The 21,105-nt window shown below is 71.9% G+C and carries 19 protein-coding genes; 3 read left to right on the top strand and 16 right to left on the bottom strand.

Translation table 11 applies throughout. The features are described from left to right. Positions 1–14: 14 nt before the first annotated feature. The 11 genes from ACIQFX_RS27550 to ACIQFX_RS27500 all read right to left on the bottom strand — a co-directional run bounded on the left by ACIQFX_RS27550 (position 15) and on the right by ACIQFX_RS27500 (position 13,263). Positions 15–1,781 carry a hypothetical protein gene (locus tag ACIQFX_RS27550; protein WP_402468596.1) on the bottom strand — a complete coding sequence of 589 codons (1,767 nt, stop codon included), beginning with the start codon at positions 1,779–1,781 and terminating at the stop codon, positions 15–17. 81 nt (positions 1,782–1,862) lie between these two features. After that, complete coding sequence (locus ACIQFX_RS27545; protein ID WP_402468594.1) at positions 1,863–2,603, bottom strand: hypothetical protein; 741 nt, start codon at positions 2,601–2,603, stop codon at positions 1,863–1,865. 39 nt (positions 2,604–2,642) lie between these two features. Further along, positions 2,643–3,956, bottom strand: coding sequence for a cation:proton antiporter (locus ACIQFX_RS27540; RefSeq protein ID WP_402468803.1), 1,314 nt, complete (start codon positions 3,954–3,956; stop codon positions 2,643–2,645). 2 nt (positions 3,957–3,958) lie between these two features. Further along, positions 3,959–5,215 (bottom strand): ATP-grasp domain-containing protein, encoded by a 1,257-nt coding sequence (locus ACIQFX_RS27535; protein WP_402468592.1) that lies wholly within the window; start codon positions 5,213–5,215, stop codon positions 3,959–3,961. After that, positions 5,212–6,654 (bottom strand): hypothetical protein, encoded by a 1,443-nt coding sequence (locus ACIQFX_RS27530; RefSeq protein WP_402468589.1) that lies wholly within the window; start codon positions 6,652–6,654, stop codon positions 5,212–5,214. The genes ACIQFX_RS27535 and ACIQFX_RS27530 overlap by 4 nt, the downstream gene beginning before the upstream one ends. Before the next feature lie 68 nt (positions 6,655–6,722). Further along, positions 6,723–7,922, bottom strand: coding sequence for an acetylornithine deacetylase (gene argE, locus ACIQFX_RS27525; RefSeq protein ID WP_402468587.1), 1,200 nt, complete (start codon positions 7,920–7,922; stop codon positions 6,723–6,725). 92 nt (positions 7,923–8,014) lie between these two features. Continuing rightward, entirely contained in the window at positions 8,015–8,944 is a 930-nt protein-coding gene (locus ACIQFX_RS27520; RefSeq protein ID WP_402468584.1) for a TauD/TfdA dioxygenase family protein, read from the bottom strand. A gap of 17 nt (positions 8,945–8,961) precedes the next feature. Beyond that, positions 8,962–9,447: a GNAT family N-acetyltransferase gene (locus ACIQFX_RS27515; protein WP_402468581.1), complete on the bottom strand. Its 486-nt coding sequence runs from the start codon at positions 9,445–9,447 to the stop codon at positions 8,962–8,964. 159 nt (positions 9,448–9,606) lie between these two features. Beyond that, on the bottom strand, positions 9,607–10,515 hold the full coding sequence (locus ACIQFX_RS27510; protein WP_402468578.1) for a phytanoyl-CoA dioxygenase family protein: 909 nt from the start codon (positions 10,513–10,515) through the stop codon (positions 9,607–9,609). 76 nt (positions 10,516–10,591) lie between these two features. Next, positions 10,592–11,662, bottom strand: a complete 1,071-nt coding sequence (locus ACIQFX_RS27505) for a transcriptional regulator (protein WP_402468575.1) — start codon at positions 11,660–11,662, stop codon at positions 10,592–10,594. A gap of 446 nt (positions 11,663–12,108) precedes the next feature. Beyond that, positions 12,109–13,263, bottom strand: coding sequence for an ATP-grasp domain-containing protein (locus tag ACIQFX_RS27500; protein ID WP_402468572.1), 1,155 nt, complete (start codon positions 13,261–13,263; stop codon positions 12,109–12,111). A 437-nt stretch (positions 13,264–13,700) separates the two neighbouring features. Between ACIQFX_RS27500 and ACIQFX_RS27495 the strand changes: the two genes are divergently transcribed. The 3 genes from ACIQFX_RS27495 to ACIQFX_RS27485 all read left to right on the top strand — a co-directional run bounded on the left by ACIQFX_RS27495 (position 13,701) and on the right by ACIQFX_RS27485 (position 17,195). Next, on the top strand, positions 13,701–15,011 hold the full coding sequence (locus tag ACIQFX_RS27495) for an ATP-grasp domain-containing protein (RefSeq protein WP_402468569.1): 1,311 nt from the start codon (positions 13,701–13,703) through the stop codon (positions 15,009–15,011). Next, positions 15,008–16,270, top strand: a complete 1,263-nt coding sequence (locus tag ACIQFX_RS27490) for an MFS transporter (protein ID WP_402468567.1) — start codon at positions 15,008–15,010, stop codon at positions 16,268–16,270. The genes ACIQFX_RS27495 and ACIQFX_RS27490 overlap by 4 nt, the downstream gene beginning before the upstream one ends. A 139-nt stretch (positions 16,271–16,409) precedes the next feature. After that, complete coding sequence (locus tag ACIQFX_RS27485; protein WP_402468565.1) at positions 16,410–17,195, top strand: SDR family NAD(P)-dependent oxidoreductase; 786 nt, start codon at positions 16,410–16,412, stop codon at positions 17,193–17,195. Positions 17,196–17,205: 10 nt separating this feature from the next. On the opposite strand, the gene ACIQFX_RS27480 is transcribed toward ACIQFX_RS27485, so the two are convergent. The 5 genes from ACIQFX_RS27480 to ACIQFX_RS27460 form a co-directional block, all read right to left on the bottom strand. Further along, complete coding sequence (locus ACIQFX_RS27480; protein ID WP_402468562.1) at positions 17,206–17,670, bottom strand: SUKH-3 domain-containing protein; 465 nt, start codon at positions 17,668–17,670, stop codon at positions 17,206–17,208. Positions 17,671–17,700: 30 nt separating this feature from the next. Next, entirely contained in the window at positions 17,701–18,108 is a 408-nt protein-coding gene (msrB, locus tag ACIQFX_RS27475) for a peptide-methionine (R)-S-oxide reductase MsrB (RefSeq protein WP_402468560.1), read from the bottom strand. 15 nt (positions 18,109–18,123) lie between these two features. Beyond that, the gene (gene murC, locus ACIQFX_RS27470; protein WP_402468557.1) at positions 18,124–19,515 is read right to left on the bottom strand and encodes a UDP-N-acetylmuramate--L-alanine ligase; all 1,392 of its coding nucleotides are present in this window, start codon (positions 19,513–19,515) and stop codon (positions 18,124–18,126) included. Positions 19,516–19,723: 208 nt separating this feature from the next. Beyond that, on the bottom strand, positions 19,724–20,194 hold the full coding sequence (locus ACIQFX_RS27465; protein WP_402468555.1) for an indole-3-glycerol phosphate synthase: 471 nt from the start codon (positions 20,192–20,194) through the stop codon (positions 19,724–19,726). Positions 20,195–20,300: 106 nt separating this feature from the next. Continuing rightward, positions 20,301–21,089: a pyrimidine reductase family protein gene (locus ACIQFX_RS27460; RefSeq protein WP_402468553.1), complete on the bottom strand. Its 789-nt coding sequence runs from the start codon at positions 21,087–21,089 to the stop codon at positions 20,301–20,303. Positions 21,090–21,105: the final 16 nt, after the last annotated feature.

Raw genomic sequence — 21,105 nt, 5'->3', positions numbered from 1 at the left:
GGACGGTACTACGGTCAGGCGGGCGAGACACCGGCCAGGTCGCCGGCGGCCAGGGCGTACGGGCGCAGCCGCTCCCAGGCCTGCGAGGCGTACCAGGCCTTGTCGAAGCCGCCGACCGGGCCGACGGGCAGGGTGCCGTCCTGCAGGCCCTGGGCGAGGGTGCGCCACATCTCGTCGACCAGCGAGCAGTGCCGGACGGCGTCGACGAGCTCGGTCATCGTGTACGGCGGGCCCTCCATCCGGACCAGCCGGATGTCGTAGCAGCCGCGGTAGCCGTGGCCGAACACGCTGAACGGCGGGTGCCAGACCTGCGCGCCGGGCGCGCGGAGCGTGTAGCGCACCCGGGAGGCGACGTGGCCCCCGTGGTGGAACTCGGAGTGCTCCGCGATGTCCGGGATCTGCGGCGGGAAGAAGTAGTGCCGCTTCTCCGGGATCTCGGCCCGGTCGTACTCGCCGGGGGCGAAGTGCCAGCGGTTGTACATCATCCGCTGGGCGGCCCGCCAGATGATCGGGGTGGTCTCCTCGCCGACGTGCGCCATCCGGGTGGGGCTCGGCAGGCAGCAGCAGAAGAAGTCGCCCTTCTTCAGCGCCAGCACGCCGTCCGGCCCGCCCGGCCGCGCGCCGCGCAGCCCGTTCAGGTCGCGCACCGAGCTGCTCATGCCGTAGTCGGAGTCGGTCGTCACGATCGCCGACAGCACGATCGCGCCGAGCAGTTCACCGACCGCGCTGTGCTCCCGGAGGACCTCCTCGGACGCCGCCTCGGCGTCGAGGGCGACGGCGGCCACCGTCATCGCCCGCACGTCCTCGCGGACGTTGCCGCTCGGCGTGATGCCGAGGTTCAACTCACCGTGCCGGGCGATCAGATCGGGCATCACCTGGGGGTCGCGCGGGAGCGGGAACTCCAGCATGTGCTCGTTCTTGACGAAGGTCAGGCCGTTGATGCGCCGGTAGCGCATCAGCTGCGAGCGGTCGACCTCGTACATCAACCCACGTATCAGCTCCGCGAGTTCCAGCAGCGGCAGGGCAGCCGGGTTGCCGGGATCGCGCTCCAGGGCGGCGCAGTACTGGGCGTTGCGGTTGATCAGGAACTCCCGCACTCCGGTGGCGGAGAGCTGGCGTCCGTTGAACTCCTCGAACCGCACCGACCGGCCGCTGAGGAACAGCGCGTAGGCCAGGACGACGAACAGCCGGTCGGCCGGCCGCCAGGTGTCGACCGGACATTCCCGGAGGTTCGCCAGCAGGCCTTCCCGGGTCAGGGTGTTCGTTCCCGCGTCGGACTTCGAGAAGACCTCGCGGCCGATCAGGATGTACACCGTCTCGACCCGCTCGACCCAGTCGGCGAGCCGGGCCAGCCGGTCGTCGAGTTCGCCGTTCTTCTCCCACTCGCGCAGCAGTGCCTCGACCTCGGCGCGGTCGGCGGCTTCCCGGGCTTCGACCACCCGGGTCTCCTCGGCCACCATGTCGAGGAGCTCCTGCGGCACCCGCAGGCCGCCGAGGCGTTCGGCGCCCGCTTCGGGCAGCTCGCCGGGCCCCCAGAGGTTCAGTCCGGCCAGCGGTGACCGGGTGACCGGCACCAGGCCCGGCGCGGGCGGCTCGGCGGTGGCGACGAACTCGACGTCCGACCGGCCCAGCACGTGCTGCACCAGGATCGACTCCCAGGCGGTCAGCCGGGACCAGGCGAGTCGGAGGGGTATCCGTCCGTTCCTGGTGAGTTCGGCGAGCAGTGTGTCGGTCGCCGCCGAGACGGCGGTGAGGGGCTCGCCGGAGAGTGTCGGAATCACGACTCTCCTCCCCGTACGTGTGGTTCGACAGAAGTATCGGCAGAAGGGCCGGTCACGAGGGGATCGGCCACGAGGACGAGGTCAGACGAGCGCGTGACGCTCGAACAGGCAATGCCAGGGGTCACCATTTTCACTGCCTTCCAGGGGAGTCGAAAGATCGGAAGGTGCACTTCTGAAGGCGATCCGGTGGACTCCGGGCTCGCTCCAGTCAGCGACTCCGAGGACGAGGCTCGTCCGGCCGGAGCCGCCGGTGAGCACGGTGGAAGCGGCGGCGTCCCGCTCCGTCGGCGCGGTCCGGGTGAAGCCCAGCGCCCCTTCGCAGAAGGCCGCGTAGCTTTCGAGGCGATCGGCCGGGCAGCGGATCGCCAGGTGGTCGAATCCGTGGACCGGGCCGGTCGGGTGGGCGGGTGCGCCCGGGGTGGCGGCCCAACGCCGCCCGGCGGGCAGTGCGGGACCGCCGTCCGGGCTCGCCGGGAGCAGGGTGTGGGAGAAGACGGCGGCTCCGCCCACGACCGCGTTGCCGTGTGCCGAGCGGCGCACGCTCGCGCCGGCCGCCAGCGCGGCACCCTGGACGGCGCCGACGGAGCGGCAGTTCAGGGCGATGTCGGCGACGCCCTCCCCGTGTTCGGACAGGAACCGCCAGGTGCCGCGACCGGAGGTGACGACCAGTTGGACCGGTCCCTGCCGGAGCAGGACCGAACTGCGGTCCATCTCCACGCAGTCGGCGACCCGCGTGAAACCCAGTGCCGACACCAGGTGCCGGACCGCCCGGACTTTGTCCTTGGCGTACAGCTCTACGTACGCGATGTCCTCGACCGTCACGGGGTCACGGCTCCTTGCAGGGGGTGGGTCCGACGGGTGTCAGGCGGGCTGGGCGGTGAACTCCCGCTCCCGCTCGATCTCGGCGGTGGTCTTGGCCATCCGTCCGGTGGTGCGGCGCAGGATCGGCGGCGCCATCACGGAGGTGACCACCGCGACCAGCACCACGATGCTGTAGGAGGCCGGGGTGAGCACGCCGATCCGCAGGCCCACCGAGGCGAGCACGATCTCCACCACGCCGCGTGCGTTCAGCCCGGCGCCGACGGCCAGCGATTCGCCGGGGGAGAGCCGTCCGGCCCGGCCGCCGAGGTAGCCGCCGGCGAACTTCGCGCCGATGGCGACCAGCAGCGTGACCACGCCGGCCAGCATCACCTGCGGGTCCCGCAGCGCCGAGAGGTCCACCTGGAGGCCGGCGGTGGCGAGGAAGAGCGGGGCGAGGACGGCCATCACGAAGGTGCGCATGGAGTCCAGCGAGCGGCGGCTCTCACCGCCGAGCGAGCCGATCACGATGCCGCACAGGAACGCGCCGAGGATCGGCTCCATGCCCAGTGCGTGGGTGCCCGCGGCGGACAGCACGATCAGCACCACGATGACCGCGATGCTGAGCTCCCGCCCGGCCGCGCGCTCCACCGGTTGCAGGATCCGCCGGATCAGCGGGCGGGCGACGAAGGCGGCGACCGCCAGCACCAGCAGCAGGTAGCCGACCGACTCGGCGACCACGCCCATCTGCAGCCCGAAGGTGGCCATCGCCGCGACCACGGACAGCAGCAGCCATCCGACGATGTCGCTGACCGCGGCCGAACCGATGATGATCTGGCCGACGTTGCGGTGCAGCAGCCCCATGTCCAGCAGGGTCTTGGCGATCACCGGAAGGGCGCTGACCGCGACCGCCACGCCCATGAACAGCGCGAAGGTCGGCCGGTCCCCCGCGTTCCCCAGCATCGCCGCGGGGAGTACGAAGCCGAGGCCGAAGCCGAGCGCCAGCGGCAGCAGCACGCTGCCGGCGCTCACCCAGGCGATCGCCCGCCGACGGCGGACCAGCAGCCCCAGGTCGATGTGCGCGCCGGTGATCCCCACCAGCAGCAGCACGCCGAGCTGGGCGACCGCGCCCAGCAGGTGCATCTGGCCGGGGTCGCGGGGCAGCAGCCAGCCGGAGAGGCCGGGGGCCAGGTTGCCGAGCAGCGAGGGGCCGAGCAGCACGCCGGCGGTGAGTTCGCCCACCACGGCGGGCATGCCGATCCGGACGGCGAGCCGGCCGAGGCCGGTCGCCACCCCGAGCAGCAGGCCGATCTGCAGCAGCAGCACCAGCAGGTGGTGGTGGTCGATGCCGGGGACCGGCGCGGTGGCGAGCAGCATCGTCACGACTCCTTCCGCGCCGGCGCGCCGAGGTACAGGCCGTCCTGCTCCAGGGCCCGCAGCGCGCGGTAGTCGCGCTCCACGTCCGCCGGGTCCTCGGCGGCGAGGTAGACGTACCCGGGCGAGTTGATCAGGTCGGTGGTGGCCTCCAGCGGCGCACCGGGCCGGACTCCGTGGGTGAGGCCGACCAGCGTGGGCAGCTGTTCGAGCTGCGCCGTCCAGTCCAGTGACTGCACCAGCCCCGCCTCGTGGTTGATCAGGGCGACGTTGCGCACCGCGCTGGACCAGGTGACCGCGCCATCGTCGAAGGCGAGGAGCCGGCCCGGGTCGATCAGCGAGTCGGCGAAGAGCGCGGTCTGCGAGATCCCGGAGAACTTCTCCACCAGGGCGGGCGTGGTGCCGCCGCCCAGCCGGGCGCCGGTCTCGATCAGCACCGGCCCGCGGGCGGTCATCATCACCTCGGTGTGGGCGGCCCCGGAGACCACGCCCAGCGCGTCCAGTGCCGCGGCGACGAAGGCGCGCAGCGGCGCGGCCTCGGCCGAGCCGACCGGCACCGGCTCCTCGTAGTCGTAGATCGGGAAGCCCGAGCCGCCGGTCCGCTTGGTGTAGCGCCACAGCTCGGCCACCCGGTGCACGCCCTCGTGCGAGACGGTGTTGGCGTAGTACTCGACGCCGTGCACCCGCTCCTGGACCAGCACCACGGCGTTGCGCTGCCCGTACAGGTTGGCGGCGGCGAGCACCACCCGGCAGGCCTCGCGCACCTCGGCCGGGGTGCGGCAGAAGCGGACGTTGTCGGTGCCGGCGCTGCTCGGCGGCTTCACCACGGCCTCGGTCAGGCCGCGCTCCAGGAACCAGGCCTCGGCCTCGGCGGCGTCGTCGAAGGCCTCGCCGAGGGGGGTGGCCACCCCGGCGGCGGCCGCGACCCGGCCCATCAGCACCTTGTCGCGGCGGGCCGCGATGGTCTCGTGGCGGTTGCCCGGCAAGCCCATCAGGTGGGCCAGGGTGTCCGCGAGGATCACTCCGGACTCGGTGCCCGCCACCACCCGCCGGACGCCCAACCGGGTCAGTTCGGCGGCGAGTTCGGACGGCTCGCCGCCGCCGGCCAGGGTGGCCTCGTAGTCCCCGGGCTCGAAGCCCCGGGTGAAGTACTCCGACATCTGCGGCGAGCTCTGCACGTGGATGCAGGCGCTTCCGCGGTTGCGCAGCGCGGACACCAGCGCGCGTCCGGTCGAGTAGCCGTCGACGACCGCGATCCTCATGACGTCGACCCGCCCTGCTCCGAGGACTCGTCCTCGGAGTCCTTCTGGTAGAGGGAGCACGCGACCCGGGCCCCGCCGTTCATGCTGACCACGCCGACCTCCGGGTTGGTGCTGCCGCGCACGAGGCAGCCGTTGTAGCCGTCGCCGCCGGTGACCCGGGGGTCGGTGGCGAAGACGCCCCAGTTGAGGTAGAGCTCCTGCGAGCCGCTGCCCTCGTTGGCGGGGAACAGTTCGGGCACCGGGCGGATCCGCCGCTGCACCACGTACGGGCCGTCCATGGCGGCCGCCAGCTGCTCCCGCCACTCCTCGGCGGAGACCGTCCAGCCGGGCACGACGCCGGTGCCGCCGTGCAGCAGGGTGGGCTTGAGGATCAGGTCGTGCTGCTCGGCCGCCGCGTGCGCCACCAGGTCGATCTCCTGGCCGGCCTGGTCGGTGGCGGTGCGCCGCACGTGCCGGGTCCAGGGCAGGAAGCGGTCGACGACCTCGCGCTCCTGGTCCGAGAAGGCGTGGCGGTTCTCGTCGTCGGAGAGCATCGCCAGCGCGCCCTTGTTGCCGTACAGCTCGGCGTCGAGGCGGCTGAACATGCCGATCCTGCCCTCCTCGAAGGCGCGGAGGACCGGTGCGACCAGCTCCTCGTCGGCGGGGGTGGAGATCTCCTCGACGAGGAAGAAGCGGTAGACCACGTCGATGGTCCGGCCGTGCACCTCCAGGCGCCCGCCGCGCTCGCTGATCTGGCCGACGTGGCAGGGGACGGCGTCGATGCCGAAGCCGTCGAAGAGCGCCGCCATCACCTTCAGCCGCGGCTCGTAGCTCTTGAAGCTCTCCGGCCAGTCGACCAGCGCGACCACCGGGCGGCGGCTGCCGTCGCCCATGTGCTCGGCGCACTCGGCGAACAGGGTCTGCACGATGCCGTGCAGGGTGTCGACGTAGTCAAGCCGGTGCTCGGCGGCGAACTCTGCCAGCGCCGGATGGGCCAGCATCGCCCGGCAGATGCCGGCGTTCTCGAAGCCTCCGAGCGCGCTGGTGATGTTGAGCTCCAGCAGCTTGAAGCCGTCCGCGTCGCGGTAGCAGTCGGAGCGGGCCAGCGGGAGCAGCGGCTGCCCGGCCTTGGTGGCCCGCTCGACCACGGACGCCTGGGTCTCGGTCATCCCGACCGCGCGGGCCAGGGCGCCGGCGTCGCCGCCGAACAGCCGCTCCGGGAGCTGGGTCAGCAGGGTGTGCACGGTGCCCAGGTCGGCGGCCAGCCGGGCCCGTTCGGCGGCGGAGACGAAGACCGGGGCGGGCAGGTAGCGGCCCCGGTAGGCGACCGCGACCAGCTCGTCGGCGACGACCTGCCGCATCAGCTCCTCGGGGCCGGTGCCGCGCCGGGCGAGGTGCGCCAGGTAGTCCGCGGCCAGCCCGGAGCGGGGGACGAGCGGAGCGTGCGAAGGCTGCGTCATGAGGGGGTGGCTCTTTTCTCGGTCGGCTTGGCGGTACGGGGCACCGGGTGGCGGCGCGGGGGCTCCGCTCAGGGAGTCGCCGCGATCGCCTGCAGGTGCGCCAGACAGTGCCGCAGCTGATCCAGTGGGACGAACTCGTCGGCGGTGTGGGCCTCGCTGATGAAGCCCGGGCCGCAGACCACGGTCGGCAGCCCGGCGATGCCCCGGATCAGTCCGGCCTCGGTCCCGAACGGCACGTACTCCGGCGCGGTGTCCTGCCCGGTCGCCGCCGTGGCGCGGGCGATGAAGGCGTGGTCCGACTCCATCGCGAAGGAGGGGGTGTCGGAGAGCTGCTCCAGCTCGGCCTCGGCCGGCGCGTAGCGCTTGCGCATCGCGGCCAGCAACTCGCCCTCGGTGTACCGGCGCAGCTCCTCGGCGATGTCCGCGCAGGCGTGGTCGGGAACGTTGCGGATCTCCAGCTCCACCGTGCAGCCGTCCGGCACGATGTTGGCCTTGAGGCCGCCCTCGATCCGGCCGACGTTGATCCAGGAGTGGCCGATGGAGAACCGCTCGTCGTACGGACCGGAGTCGCGGAAGCGCTCGTTGAGCGACTCGGCGAAGCCGATGAACTCGGCGGCCGACACGATCGGGTTGGCGGTCTGGGAGGCGAGCGCGGCGTGCTTGGGCTCGCCGGTCAGCCGCAGCCGGTAGTTCTGCTTGCCCTTGTGGCCGACGACCACCCGCATGCCGGTGGGCTCGCCCACCACGACGCCGGTCACCTCGCCGGTCCAGGTCCGCATCTCCTCGACCAGGCTGCGGGCGCCGACGCAGCCCACTTCCTCGTCGTAGGTGAGGACCAGGGTGACCGGGATCGGCAGCGCCTGCTGGTCGACGGTGGACAGCAGCGCCAGGCAGCAGGCCAGGAAGCCCTTCATGTCGGCGGTGCCGCGGCCGATCGCCCGGTCCTCGGTCACGCGCAGCGTGAACGGGTCGGCCGTCCAGGCCTGCCCGGTGACCGGGACGGTGTCGGTGTGGGCGGACCAGACGATGCCGCGCCGCCCGTCACCGGCCGGCCCTGCGGTGGCCACCAGGTTGGCCTTGGAGCGGTCCTCGTTGTGGTGCAGGTGGCTGTCGATGCCGTTGGCCGACAGCAGGCCCTGGACGTAGCCGAGCAGTTCCAGGTTGGAGTGGTGGCTCGTGGTGTCGAAGCCCACCAGCCGCTCGAGGATGCTCAGCATGTGGGCGTACAGCTCGTTGTCGGTGTGCTTGACCGGGAATCCCGAGGACATGATGGCTCGCTGACGCGTCGAGGACGGACTGATGGGGGGAGCGGGGGCACCCGCCCGGAACCGGGCGCCCCGCTCAAGTGACTGACGGACCGTCAGTCGGAGGAGTTCGGCGAGCGCCGGCTGTGGCCCACCTCGGGGAGCGAGGGGGTGACCGCGGAACCGGCCGTGGTCAGTCGCAGCAGCCGCCGGACGTGCTTCTCGTCGAGGTCCTTGGTGGTGGCCGAGTGCAGCACGCAGCGGTTGTCCCAGACAACGACGTCGAGGGGGCTCCACCTGTGGCGGTAGACGAAGGCGTCGCTCGTGATGTGCGCGATCAGCTCGTCGATCAGCGCGGTGCTCTCGTCCTCCGGCAGACCGTCGATGCCGATCACGCTGCCGATGATGCGCGGCTGGATGAACAGCGTCTCGCGACCGGTGTCCGGGTGGCGGCGCACCAGCGGGTGGGTGATCTCCGGGGTCTGCTTGCGCTCCTCGGGGCCGATGTACTTCCAGCGGGCCCACGGGTCCTCGCGGTCCGGCGACCAGCGGTACTGGTGGCGCACCCGGAGCGTGCGCAGGTAGGCCTTGCGCTCCTCCGGCAGCGCCGCGAAGGCGGCCTCGGCGTCGGCGAACAGGGTGTCGCCGCCGGGGGTGTCGGGGATCTCCAGGCCGTGCAGCATGGTCGCGCTGCCGGGCACCAGCTTGTACGAGTAGTCCGAGTGCCAGCCCTGGCCGGAGGTCTTCATCTCCTTGTTCCGGCCGGGCTCGTTCTGGTTGGACAGCCAGGTGAGGGTCGGCTCCTCGGGGTGGCGGAGCTTGAGCACGTGGTGCTCCTCCGGGCGCCCGAAGATGGTGCCGAAATCGGCGAAAGTGCGGGCCGTTATGTCCTGGGCGCGGAACACCAGGACCTTGTGTTCCAGGTACGTCTCGTAGATCGCCCGACCCGATTCACGGATGGTCTCGGAGGTGAGGTTCGGAGACTTCACCTCCGCGGCGAAGGTGGCGGCGAGTCGGTTCGCTATGGGCGTGGATTCGAGGGCCACTACTGTGCACTCCCGTTTCAGTGGGCAGCCGGGTTCAGGTCTTTGGTAAAGAAGACGCGACGCGCATTCTCGGTCTCCTCGGAATGCGTGTACACGTAGTCGAGCCCTTTATAGAAGGCTATGTTGTCGCTCATTTCTGCACGGGTCCACAAACGAACTCCGCGCAGATTTCCATCCCGCGCCATTTCCTCGACCAGGGAAACCAGCCGCCGACCTATTCCGCGCCCCTGCTGGGTCGGCCGGACGGCGAGGTTGCGCAGGATCAGATGCGGCTCACTGGGCTCGACCGTCACCATTCCGAGCACCTCGTCCGCCTCCACCGCAAGATAGGTGCGGCCCGCGGCGGCGACCTTCTCGTAGTCGAGCAGTATCGGTGCCGGCGGCTCGTCCAGCTCGGCCAGGTATTTGCCGTACGCCTCGCGCGCTATCTCGGCCAGTTGCCCGCCGTCGGCAGGCCGGGCCGGTCGCAGCGTGATCCGGGTGCCGTTCCCGACGCTTGCCATGGGTTTTGCGGTCCTTGTCTCTGGGGGCGGCGGTCCGCGGCTCTTCGGTGACGTTCCGCGGTGTTTCGGCGATGTTCCGCGGCGTTCTCAGGGCAGCGCGACGGCCCGCCGGGCACCGGGTTCCTGAGGGGATCCCGATGCCCGTGCGGGAGGTGCGGCTCAGCCCAGGGTGCGGGCCTCGCGGGTGCCGTCGAAGTGCGGGCTGTCGTAGACCCGGTCGCCGTCAGCCTTGCCGACGACCTCGTTGAAGTCGCTGCCCACGTCGTAGTTGAAGGTCACCCGCGGGAAGGCGAGCGACTCGACCCGGGACTCGTCCCAACGGGCGTCGATCGAGGAGAAGCGCAGCGCGTAGGCCAGCCGGGAGGCCAGGGGGCCCTCGCCCAGCGGGACGCTGCGGTGCAGCACGTACTTGTCGAAGATCAGCGCGTCACCGGGCTCGAAGTCGTCCTCGACCGCGAAGAAGTCGAGGATCGGCTTGATCTCCGGCGAGTTGAGGAGGTTGTTCTTCAGCGTGTGGAAGTCGTCGTAGCCGATCTCCTTGCCGACCGCGATCTCGTTGCGCATGTAGTCCGGCAGCATGTTGATGTGCTGGTAGACGAACTCGCCCGAGAACACGTTCTTGGAGACGTACTTCATGCCGCCGGCCTGCTCATCGGCCCGGATCTCAGTGAGCGGGGTCCAGATGGTGAAGCCGAGGTCCTCGCGGCGCTGGAAGCCGAAGCTCTGGGTTCCGACGTGCCAGGGGAAACCGGTGCTCTTGTTCTTCTCCAGCTCGAATCCGAGGCCCTGGGTGAAGAAAAGCTGCGCATCGGTGAGCTGCTTCATCGCGGCGGAGAAGGCCGGGTCGCTCATGAGCGAAAGGATCGTCGGGTCGTCGTTCCCGATGTCGTACTTCAGCTTACTGAAGCCGGCGCCGTAGTTGTCGGTCGGCGACGTCACCTGGGAACCGCTGAGGGTCCTCATGTGCTCGACGAGCTCCTGGGAGAATATTCCCTTGAGCTTCAGGAAGCCGTGCTCCCTGAAGCTTTCTACATCCTCGTCGCTGATCGCGAAGTCTGGGTTGATCATGTCAGCTCCCCGTCCAATTCTTTCCGGCGCTTCGGTGACATTATCAGCGGACCCAACGAGAGCAAAGGCTCGGCGTCTATTCCCGATACCCCTTCGGGCGCTGAATTTCTCGGAAATCGACAATCTGGCGTGCGGGAGCCAACTGCTGGGCGAACTCCAGCCAACTGGCGGCGTACTGCGAGGCCAGATCGGCCACCAGCGTGGCGCGGTGCGGCGGGACGGCGGAGCTCAGCCCCGACCACTCGGCGGCGGCGTTCTGCTGGAGCAGGCGCAGCAGGTGCCGGCCCTCCTCCTTCAGCCGCAGCGAGGGGTCGCGCAGCAGCTTCTCCAGCAGTTGGGCGGGAGTGGGCGGGGGCAGCGCGGGCGCGGCCGGGGCGAGCGCCACCGGCGCCGGGGCCGCCCGGAGCACCCAGCCTTCCTTCGGTCGCAGCGCGGTCGGCGCTTCGCCGTCCGACGCCTCGCCCCGCGGCCCGTCGCCGTCCGACGCCTCACCCCGCGGCCCGTCGCCGCGCGATGCGCTGCCCGCCACGCCGTCGCCGACCGGCAGTCGGCCGGCCTGGAGGCGTTTGCGCACGTCGCTCGCGGTGGCCGGGGAGATCCCGGCGACCAGGGCGATCTCCCGCAGTGAGGCGCCCGGGTTCTCGGCGATGAACTCGGCGGCCCGCTGTCTGCCCTCGGCGCTGCTGAGCGGGCGGACCCGCCCGTCGCGTCCGACCCGGGTGTTCAACTGCGGATCCGCCGCAGTTGAACGCGCCCTGATGCCGGCCACCGTCTTCGCCCCCAGCCCGGACACCCGGGCGATCGCCCGGTCGGACATCTGGGGGTGCGAGGCGATGATCCGCTCGGCCGCCGCCCGCCGGTCCGCCAGCGAGAGCGGCAGGCCGTGGGCGGTGTTCGCCTCCACGGCACGCAGGAAGGCGTCCTCGGCGGACCCTTCGAAGAACTCGACGTCGATGGTCTCCTGCCCCCGGACACAGGCGGCCAGCAAGCGGTGCATGCCGTCGATGACACGCATGTCGGATCGGCGCACCAGGATCGGCGGCAGCGGACCGTCCACGTCGGCGAGCCGGCACGCGTGCTCCCGGTCGAGCCCTTCCGAGCGCGGCGACTCACCGGGCAGCAGGGCGGCCACCGGGACGGCGGTCACCCTCGGAGCCTGTACCTCGGCCAGTGCGCCGACGGCGGCATGACGAACCGCCGGTGCGGGAGAGGCCGGGACGAGCGCCCCGGCGTGAGACTGCGACATTTCACGCACCCCGCGAGTCGGTACGGGCTGGATGCCACGAGTGATCCGGGCACGGCATTGCTGTCGCCTTTCTTCCGCCGATTGCGGGATTGCGCCCCTCGGGCCTTGTGGGCCCGAGGGGTCATAGGAGGTCGAGGATCTGGCCGGTACGCCCTGTCACGTGGCACTGCTCGGCTGCCGATCGGCCCGCACCACAGTCCCACGTGACGAGCACGGAGCCTGAACATGTTCATATCCCGTGAGGGTGTTGTCGAGATCTACGCTGCGATCCTCTATGCCGACACCGGCGCACGCCTGAGTTCAAGGCGGCGTCAAGTCGGCTTTCAGCCTGATCTGTTACCGCCGAGTCACTCCACCGGTCGGGTGGTGACCACCTGGACGGCGGTGAGCTCGGCCACCGCGGCAGCGCAGTCGGCCACCCCGTCGGCCGCCAGGGTGGCCACCCCGAGCCGGTCCGCCGAGGAGCGCAGCGGCTGCACCAGGTCTCCCACCGACACCGAGACCTCCCAGTCCACCACCCGGCCGCGGCCCAGCTCGGGCTGCTCGGCGACCCGCTCCACCAGGCCCGGCGCCGCGGTGAAGAACACCTTGGCCGCGGCGGCCGCAGCGGCCTCCTCGCGGCGCAGGCCCTCGCCGAGCGGCCAGCCGAGCGCGGTCCGCCGCCAGTTGATCCCGGTGGTCAGCCGCACCAGTTCGGCGATGCCGTCGCCGCCGGGCCGGTTGTGCGTCTCGATCACGACGACCCGCTCACCGTCGAGCTTCACCTCGGTGTGGCTCGGGCCGTCGGCCAGGCCCACCGCGTCCAGCAGCTCGGCCACCGCGCGCTCCACCAGCCGCCGCCCGGCGGCGTCCAGCGAGGGCGCCGGCATCAGGTGGCTGACCTCGACGAAGCCGTCCGTGGTGCCCTTCTCGGCGATCCCGACCACGGTGTGCCGACCGCCCTCGGAGAAGGTCTCGATGCTGAACTCACGCCCGCCGGCGAACTGTTCCAGCAGGGTCCCGCCGGTGCGGTGCTCCGGCGTGAGCTGCCCGGGGTGCTCGAGGAGCGCGATCGACGTCGAGCCCGCGCCGTCCACCGGCTTGGCCACCACCAGCGGATGTCCGGCGAACAGCCGGGCCACCGCTTCGGCGTCGTCGCCGGCGGCGAAGTCCGGGTTCAGGTGCGGCGCCCTGCGCGCGAGGATCCGCCGCATCTCCAGCTTGTCCCTGGTGGCGCGCACCACGGCGGGCGAGGCGCCGCGGCAGCCGAGCCGCTCGGTCGCGACCGCCGCCGGTTCCAGACCCAGCTCGGTCAGCGAGACCACGGCGGTCGGAGCCAGCGGTCGGAGCGTCGAATCCACGAACTCAAGAAAGTCCGAATCCCGTCGGAAGTCGACGGTGAGGACCGGCGAGCTCCCCTCCTGCGCAGGAGTGCCGGGCAGCTGAACGTGAACAACGTCACCCGGCAGCGTCTCGGCTGCCCGGGCGACCTCCGGGTTGGCCCCGATGACGATCAGGGTCACGGCGACACCCTCCGGGTTCGGGCACTGCGGAACATCCCCCACACACACTTTCTTGAGAATCCGTCCGGCCGAGCGATCGCTCCGAGCCGTTGAGGCGGCGTCATGAGAGCAGCGGCGCGCGGCGGGTGTCAACGACCGTCGACCTGTGCGCGGAAGCCCGGGAGTCCACGCGATCCGCACGCTCGACAGAGAGTTGACAGAGAGTGGGACGCACGCTTGCGGAACTCGACCGAACCGGTTCAAGATCAGGCCGTTTCGGGTACCGTCCCGAACGATCGCGGGGGGGCGCATCCGGCGTACCGTCATGCCCGAGATGCAGCATTCCCTTCGCCGCAGTGTTTCGCACCCTGCTCCGTTCCACTGCTGTTCGTCTCGGCGTGGTTCCGGCCGCTCTTCACCGATCTCCGCCCTTCCTCCCAGTGACCGAGGCACTTCTGATGTCCCTGAGCGACACCGTCACCCATGTTCTGGTCGGCTACGGCGCCTGGATCCTGCCCGAGCTCGAGGAACGCCTCCCGGAGCGGTCGGTGCTGATCCTGGAGGAGCCGAGCGTCGTCGCCGCCCGCGGCGCACACGAACTGGCCGCCCGATTCCGCTGCGTGGCCGCCCTGGTCGAGGCCCCGACCCAGGACGAGGAACACCCGGAACGGCTCGTCGCCGCCCTTCCCCGGCCGCAGAACGTGCAGGCCGTCATCCCCGCCGTCGAGTACGCCGTGGTCGCCGCCGCCGCACTCGCCGAGGCCTGGGGCCTGCCCGGGGCCGGTCTCCCCGCCGCCCGGGTCTTCCGCGACAAGGCCCTGCTGCGCACCGTCGCCGACGAGGCCGGCATCCCCCAGCCCCGGTGGGCCTCCGTCCAGGGCCCCGACGCGGTGGAGCGCTTCCGCGCCGAGCACGGCGCCGCCTGTGTGATCAAGCCGGCCAACCGCCAGGCCAGCCTCGGCGTTCAGCTGCTCGAACCCGAGGACGACGCCCACGCCCTCTGGGAGCACACGGCCGGGGCCGGCGAGACCCGCCAGCGCGCCCCGTACGAGGGCGCCGACCGCTACCTGGTCGAGCAGCGCGTCTACGGGCCCGAGGTCAGCGTCGAGGCCCTCGTCCACCAGGGCGTGGTCGGCTTCCGCAACGTCACCGCCAAGACCGTCCAGGGCTCCCGCCACCCCGTCGAACTGGCCCACACCGTCCCCGCCGGGCTGCCCGCCGCCACCGAGGCCGCGCTGCACGACGTCGTCCAGAAGCTCGCCACCGCCGCCGGCTTCCGGGACGGCGTGCTGCACGCCGAGTGGATCCTCGGTGACGGCGGCCCCTACCTGGTGGAGTGCGCGGCCCGGCTGCCCGGGGACGGCATCTCCGTCCTCATCTCGCTCGCCTACGGCGGCAACTTCGTCGGCGACCTGCTCGGACTGCTCGAAGGCCGCGGGCCGGTCCCGCCGCGGGACCCGGTGGCCGGAGCGGCGGTGCGCTTCCTCAGCGCCGCCCCCGGCCTGGTCGAAGCCGTCCAGGGCGAGGAGGAGGCACGGCAGGCCAAGGGCGTGCACGAGGTCCAGCTCGCCGTCGCCGCCGGCGACACCGTCAGGCCCACCACCAGCTCCTGGGAGCGGGCCGGACAGATCATCGCCGTCGGCGCGGACGGTCCCGAGGCCGCCGCCAACGCGCTGGCCGCGGCCGACCTCATCACCGTCCGCTCGGTGGAGGCCCCCGCTCCCGGCTCCGACTCCGCTCCCGCGGCCTCCGAGGGCGACCGGTCGTGAAGCTGCCCTCCGTCGCCGACTACGTCCCGGCCACCCCCGCCGGGCGGACCTTCGCCCTCACCGCGCTGATCAGCTCGGTCGGCACCGGCCTCTTCCTGGCCGGCTCCACCGTCTTCTTCATCCGCTACGTCGGCCTCAGCAACGCCCAGATCGGCCTCGGCCTCGCGGTCGCCGCCTGCTTCGGCTTCCTCGCCACCGTCCCGGTCGGCGTCATCGGCGACCGCTTCGGGCCGCACCGCACGCTCATCGGCGCCCAACTCTGGCGAGCGGGCTGCTTCGTCGGCCTGGTCTTCGTCGACGGACCGCTGGCCTTCGTCGTCGTCGCCTCCTGCATGGCCGCCGCCGAAGGCTCCACCCCGCCCCTCACGCAGGCCGTGGTCGCCGAGACCACCGGCCCCGAGGACCGGGTCCGCACCATGGCGATCATCCGCACCGTCCGCAACGTCGGCTTCTCGCTCGGCGCGCTGCTCGCCGCTCCCCTGCTGTCCGCCTCCAGCACCACCGCGTACCAGAGCATCGTGCTCGGCAACGCGCTCGCCTTCGCCCTCTCCGCCGGGCTGCTGCTGCGGCTGCGACTGCCGAAGAGCACCGTCGCCCGCACCTCGCGCAGCGCACTGCGCGCGATCCGCGGCTTCCGCGACTGGCGCTACGTCACCCTCGCCGGGCTCAACGGCACGCTCTCCCTGCACATGACCATCCTCTCGGTCGGCATCCCGCTGTGGACCGTCCAGGCCACCGAGGCGCCCGCCGCGATCGTCCCGATCCTGGTGTTCACCAACACCGTGCTCGCCGTCCTGCTCCAAGTCCCCTTCTCCAACGGGGCCGACGACTCCCCCGGGGCGGGGCGGGCACTGCGGCGCGGCGGGCTGGCGCTGGCCGGCTGCTGCGTCGCCTTCGCGCTGGCCCAGGGGACGAGCGCCGTCGTGGCGGTCGGGGTGCTGGCCGTCGGCTGCGTCCTGCTCACCTTCGGCGAGCTCTGGCAGGCCGTCGGCGGCTGGCAGCTCTCCTACCTCTACGCCCCCGAGAAGCAGAAGGCCACCTACCTCTCGGTCTTCAACCTCGGCTCGACCGGCCAGGGCATCATCGGGCCCAGCATCGTCACCACCGTCGTCATCGGCACCGGCCGGATCGGCTGGATCGGTCTCGCCGTCTTCTTCGTCCTCGCCGCGCTCCTGGTCCGCCCCGTCATCACGCTCCTCGACCGGGCCCCGCGCCCCGCTCCCGCCGACGAGCCCGCTTCCGAACCGCTCTCTCCCTGAGGTCCGTCCAGTCCCGCCGGCCACCTTCGGGCGCCGTCCCGGGCAGCCGCGCGGTCCGTGGTCCCCTGTGTCAAGATGCGGGACCGGCCGTCCACCGCACACGGACGGGCCGGTGACTTACGACACGAGGAGCGACACGATGACCGCGACCCCCGCCCGCTTCCTCTCCGAGCTGTTCTCGCTCGACGGGCGCACCGCCCTGGTCACCGGCGGCAGTTCCGGCATCGGCCGGGCCGTCGCCGGGGCGCTGGCCCGGGCCGGGGCCCGTGTGGTCGTCCTGGCGCGCAAGGAGGGCGAGCTCGCCGCGACGGTGGACGAGCTGACGGCCGACGGCTGCGAAGCGGCCTGGGTGAGCGCCGACCTGGGCACCCGCGCGGGGATCAGGTCCGGAGCGGAGGCGGCGGCCGCCGTCTTCGGCGAGCCCGACATCCTGGTCAACTCCGCCGGCGTCAACCTGCGTCCTGCCCTCGGCGAGTTGGGCGAGGAGGTCTGGGACACCACGATGACCGTGAACCTGGAGGCGCCCTTCCTCCTCGGTCAGCGCTTCGGCCCCGGCATGGCCGAGCGCGGCTTCGGCCGGATCATCCACATCACCTCCCAGCAGGCGCACCGCGCCTTCGTCCAGAGCGGTGCGTACGGGGTCTCCAAGGGCGCCCTCGAGTCCCTCGCCCGCTCCCAGGCCGAGGCCTGGTCCCCGTACGGCGTGACCGCCAACACCCTGGTCCCCGGCTTCGTCATGACGCCGCTCAACCGCCGCCTCTCCTCCGACCCCGAGAGGGTCGCCGCGCTCGCCGCCCGCACCATGGTCGGCCGCAACGGCCTCCCCGACGACTTCACCGGCGCCGCCGTCTTCCTCGCGAGCCCCTCCTCCGCCTACGTCACGGGCCAGTCCCTCTTCGTGGACGGCGGCTTCTCCGTCCACTGAAAGGACCGGGTCAGGCGAAGTGGTCCTCGGCGTCCGGCATGGGCGCGTGGGCCAGGGCGATCATCGCCTCGTGCTTGTCGGCGCCCATGTAGTAGTCGCCGGTGTGGTGCAGGTAGAAGAAGCGGCCGCGGTCGTCGATGACGACGGGCGAGCCCTCCGAGCAGTCCACGCCGACGGGGAAGAGCGGGACGCCGAGGCGGCGGCCCAGTTCGGCGATGGCGCCGGCGGCGGAGTGCCAGGGGAGCGCGGGGGTGAGGTGGAGGTGGTCGCCGCGCCGGGCGTCGAGGGTGAGCCGGAGTCCCGCGTGCTCGGCGAGGAAGTCCGTGGCGGCGGGGAACGGCGCCAGGGGGAAGCCCTGGCGCCGGGAGTCCTCGGTGACGTCCGCGAGGATCGCCGGTACCAGGCCGGCGACGTCCCGGCCGGGGAACCATCCGTGTTCCCCGAACCAGGCGTCGACGTCCTGCGCGGTCTCCATGCGCGGCACGAGGACCGCTCCCGTCCGGCGTCAGCCCTCGCGCGGCTCCAGCCGCAGCGAGATGGAGTTGATGCAGTAGCGCTGGTCGGTCGGCGTGGGGTAGCCCTCGCCCTCGAAGACGTGGCCCAGGTGGGAGCCGCAGCGGGAGCAGCGGACCTCGGTGCGGACCATGCCGTGGGAGGTGTCGGCGATCAGCTCGACGGCCTCGCTGTCCTTCGGGTCGAAGAAGGACGGCCAGCCGCAGTGCGACTCGAACTTCTCGTTCGAGGTGAAGAGCTCCGCGCCGCACGCACGGCAGGAGTAGACGCCCTGCGTCCTGGTGTCCGTGTACTCACCGCGGAAGGCGGGTTCCGTGCCGGCCAACCGGAGCACCTGGTACTCCGACGGGGTCAGCTGCGCCTGCCATTCCTCGTCGGTCTTCTCGACCTCGTACGCCATCGTTCGTCCACTCCCTCAGTTCGACAGGCGGGCGAGGATCTGCGGACCCAGGTCCGTGACGTCGCCCGCGCCCATCGTGAGAACGAGGTCGCCGGGGCCGGCCATTCCCGCGATCACGTCGGGCACGGCGGCCTTGTCGTGGACGGGCGTGACGTCGGCGCCGGCGCGCTGGGCGGCGGCGATGATCAGCTCGCTGGTGATGCCCGGGATCGGGTCCTCGCGGGCCGGGTAGATGTCGAGGACGACGGAGGCGTCGGCGAGGGCCAGCGCGTCGCCCATCTCCTTGCCCAGCTCCTGGGTGCGGGAGAACAGGTGGGGCTGGAAGACGACCAGGAGGCGGGAGGCGCCGGCGGCGCCCCGCATGGCCTCCAGGTCGGCGGTCATCTCGGTGGGGTGGTGCGCGTACGAGTCGATGACCTGGACGCCGCGCGCCTCGCCCTTGAGCTGGAGGCGGCGGCCGACTCCGGTGTAGGCGGTGAGGGCCTGGGCCAGCTCGGCCGGGTCGATGCCGACGCGGGCGCCGGCGGCGAGGGCCGCGGCGGCGTTGTGGGCGTAGTGGCGGCCGGGGACGGAGACGGTGAAGGTGTGCTCGGTGCCGTCGAGGAGGACGGTCACCTCGCTCTTCATCCCGTTCGGGACGATCTTGAGGATGCGGGCGTCCGAGTCGGCGGACTCGCCGACCGTGACGATGTGCAGACCCTCGCGGTCCGCGACCCTGCGGGCGAGTTCGCGGGCGCCCGCGTGCTCGCCGACGACGAGGGTGCCGCCGGGGCGGATCTTGGCGGTGAAGGCCTCGAAGGACTCGTAGATCTCGTCCATGGAGGCGTAGTTCGCGTGGTGGTCCAGCTCGACGTTGAGGACGATCGCGACCTCGGGGTCGTACTTCTGGAAGCTGCGGTCGCTCTCGTCGGCCTCGGCGACGAAGACCTCGCCGGTGCCGTGCAGGGCGTTGGTGCCGGGGCCCGCGAGGTCGCCCCCGATGGCGTACGACGGGTCGAGGCCGAGCTCGGTGAGCGCGACGGCCAGCATCGACGTGGTCGTGGTCTTGCCGTGCGTACCGGCGACGGCGACGGCGCGCAGACCGTCCATGAGGGAGGCGAGCGCGTCGGAGCGGTGGACGACCGGGATGCCGAGTTCGGCGGCGCGGGCCAGCTCGGGGTTGTCGGCGCGGATGGCGCTGGAGACGACGACGGCGGAGGCGTCGTCGGCGAGGTGCTCGGCGGCGTGCCCGATGTGCACGGTCGCGCCGAGGGCGCGCAGCGACTCGGCGGTCGGGGACTCCTTGGCGTCACTGCCCGCGACCTTGGCGCCGCGCTGGGCGAGGATCTTCGCGATGCCCGACATTCCGGCACCGCCGATGCCGATGAAGTGCGGCCGTTCCATGGCGGCGGGAATGGCGGGTGCCATGCGGATCTCTCCCCGGGGTGGTGGTTCTGGAGCTTCCCAGCCTAGTGGTTCCGGCCGGGCGCCCCGGGCGGCCGGCGGCCGTGTCCGCGCGGGGCGGCGAGCCGGGCCCGGGACGGAGGGGCTTGCCCGCGCGCGGGGGCGGCGAGCCCGGGACGGGAGGGGCCGTGCCCGCGCCCCCTGCACGGGGCGCGGGCACGGCCGGGGTCCGTCAGTCGCTGTGGGCGAAGAGCTTGAGCACGGGTACGCCGACCTTGTGGCGGGCCCGGGAGGCCCAGTCCCGGTGGAAGAACTCCTCCACGTAGTGGGGGGCGGTGAGCACGATCACCTCGTCCGCCTCCGATTCCTCGACCACCGCCTTCATCTTGGTGAGGGGGTGGTCCTCGACGACCTGGCCGACCGCTTCGCAGCCGGCGTTTCTCAGGGCCTGGAGCGAGGCCTCCAGGGCCTGCTCGGCCGGGCCCCTGGCCGCTTTGCCCTCCGGTTCGTCGCCCTCGCGGGTCGCTTCCTTCAGTTCGCCCATGGCCACGTCGTCGATGGCACGCAGCAGTACATCGGCCTGGTCACCACGCGGCTGCATGAGGACGATGAAGGACACGCCCTCGTCGCCGTGCAGGGTGGTGACGAATTCCACGTCGACGGACGTCAGGGGCTTCTCGATCATCAGAACGCTTGTGAACACCTCAGGAGCCCTTCTGCGGAAACCATCCTTCCCCGTGCCCGCACGGGGTCTGCGACAGTAAGTGTGCCCAGCGGACGGAAAGCGGAACGACAAATTCCGCCGATTGTCAGATCCGACGGTAGCGGGTGAAGAGGAAGCCGTCCTGCTCCAGCACGGAAGCCACCTGGAAGCGTGTCGGGACGGCAACCGAGGGGCCCCCGGCGATCCGCTGGGCACCGCCCGCCGTCATCGTCGGCGAGAGCGTCAGGCACAGCTCGTCGAGCACCTCCGCGGCCACGAACTGGCCCAGCAGCCGGGGCCCGCCCTCGGTCAGCTGCCGCCGCAGCCCGCGCTCCGCGAGCACCGCCACCGCGCGGGCCGGATCGACGCCGGCCCCGTCGCCCGCGACCAGCACCTCGGCGCCCGCCGCCCGCGCCGCGGCGACCCGGTCGGCCGGGGCCCCGGCCCCGGTCAGGATCAGCGTCGGCACCAGCGGCGAGGTGAAGAGGGGCAGCGAGAAGTCCAGCGAGAGGGAGGCGCTGACCACGGCGATCACGGGCGCCTCGCCCTGTCCCGCGGCGGCCCGGCGGGCGGCGAAGGCCTCGCGCGCCCGTGCGGGGCGGTACCCCTCCAGGCGTACCGTCTCCGCGCCCACGACGACCACGTCGGCCAGGCCCCGCAGGGTGCCGAAGATCCGCATGTCGGTCTCGGAGGAGAGCGGCTGGGAGCGCCCGTCGTGCTGACCCGCGCCGTCGAGCGAGGAGACCATGTTGGCCCGCAGCCACACTCCGTCGCCCTCCGGGTACGCGTAGGCGTCGGCGAGCTCGTCGAGCGACCACTCGCGACCGCCGGCGGCGGCCGGACCCGCGGGGGTCTCGGGGGCTGTCATGTCCGTCACAGGGAGCAGTCGTCGCATCCTCGCAGTCTGACAT

The organism is Streptomyces sp. NPDC093089 (assembly GCF_044754405.1).
GTDB lineage: Bacteria > Actinomycetota > Actinomycetes > Streptomycetales > Streptomycetaceae > Streptomyces.
This window is presented reverse-complemented; position numbering and strand designations above follow the sequence as displayed.

Bases quoted from the DNA above. Each gene is read 5' to 3' on its own strand.
- ACIQFX_RS27510 (WP_402468578.1), bottom strand. From the start codon at position 10,515: ATGATCAACCCAGACTTCGCGATCAGCGACGAGGATGTAGAAAGCTTC.
- ACIQFX_RS27495 (WP_402468569.1), top strand. From the start codon at position 13,701: ATGTCCCTGAGCGACACCGTCACCCATGTTCTGGTCGGCTACGGCGCC.
- ACIQFX_RS27485 (WP_402468565.1), top strand. From the start codon at position 16,410: ATGACCGCGACCCCCGCCCGCTTCCTCTCCGAGCTGTTCTCGCTCGAC.
- ACIQFX_RS27515 (WP_402468581.1), bottom strand. From the start codon at position 9,447: ATGGCAAGCGTCGGGAACGGCACCCGGATCACGCTGCGACCGGCCCGG.
- murC (WP_402468557.1), bottom strand. From the start codon at position 19,515: ATGGCACCCGCCATTCCCGCCGCCATGGAACGGCCGCACTTCATCGGC.
- ACIQFX_RS27480 (WP_402468562.1), bottom strand. From the start codon at position 17,670: ATGGAGACCGCGCAGGACGTCGACGCCTGGTTCGGGGAACACGGATGG.
- ACIQFX_RS27530 (WP_402468589.1), bottom strand. From the start codon at position 6,654: ATGACGCAGCCTTCGCACGCTCCGCTCGTCCCCCGCTCCGGGCTGGCC.
- msrB (WP_402468560.1), bottom strand. From the start codon at position 18,108: ATGGCGTACGAGGTCGAGAAGACCGACGAGGAATGGCAGGCGCAGCTG.
- ACIQFX_RS27460 (WP_402468553.1), bottom strand. From the start codon at position 21,089: ATGCGACGACTGCTCCCTGTGACGGACATGACAGCCCCCGAGACCCCC.
- argE (WP_402468587.1), bottom strand. From the start codon at position 7,922: ATGTCCTCGGGATTCCCGGTCAAGCACACCGACAACGAGCTGTACGCC.
- ACIQFX_RS27540 (WP_402468803.1), bottom strand. From the start codon at position 3,956: ATGCTGCTCGCCACCGCGCCGGTCCCCGGCATCGACCACCACCACCTG.
- ACIQFX_RS27535 (WP_402468592.1), bottom strand. From the start codon at position 5,215: ATGAGGATCGCGGTCGTCGACGGCTACTCGACCGGACGCGCGCTGGTG.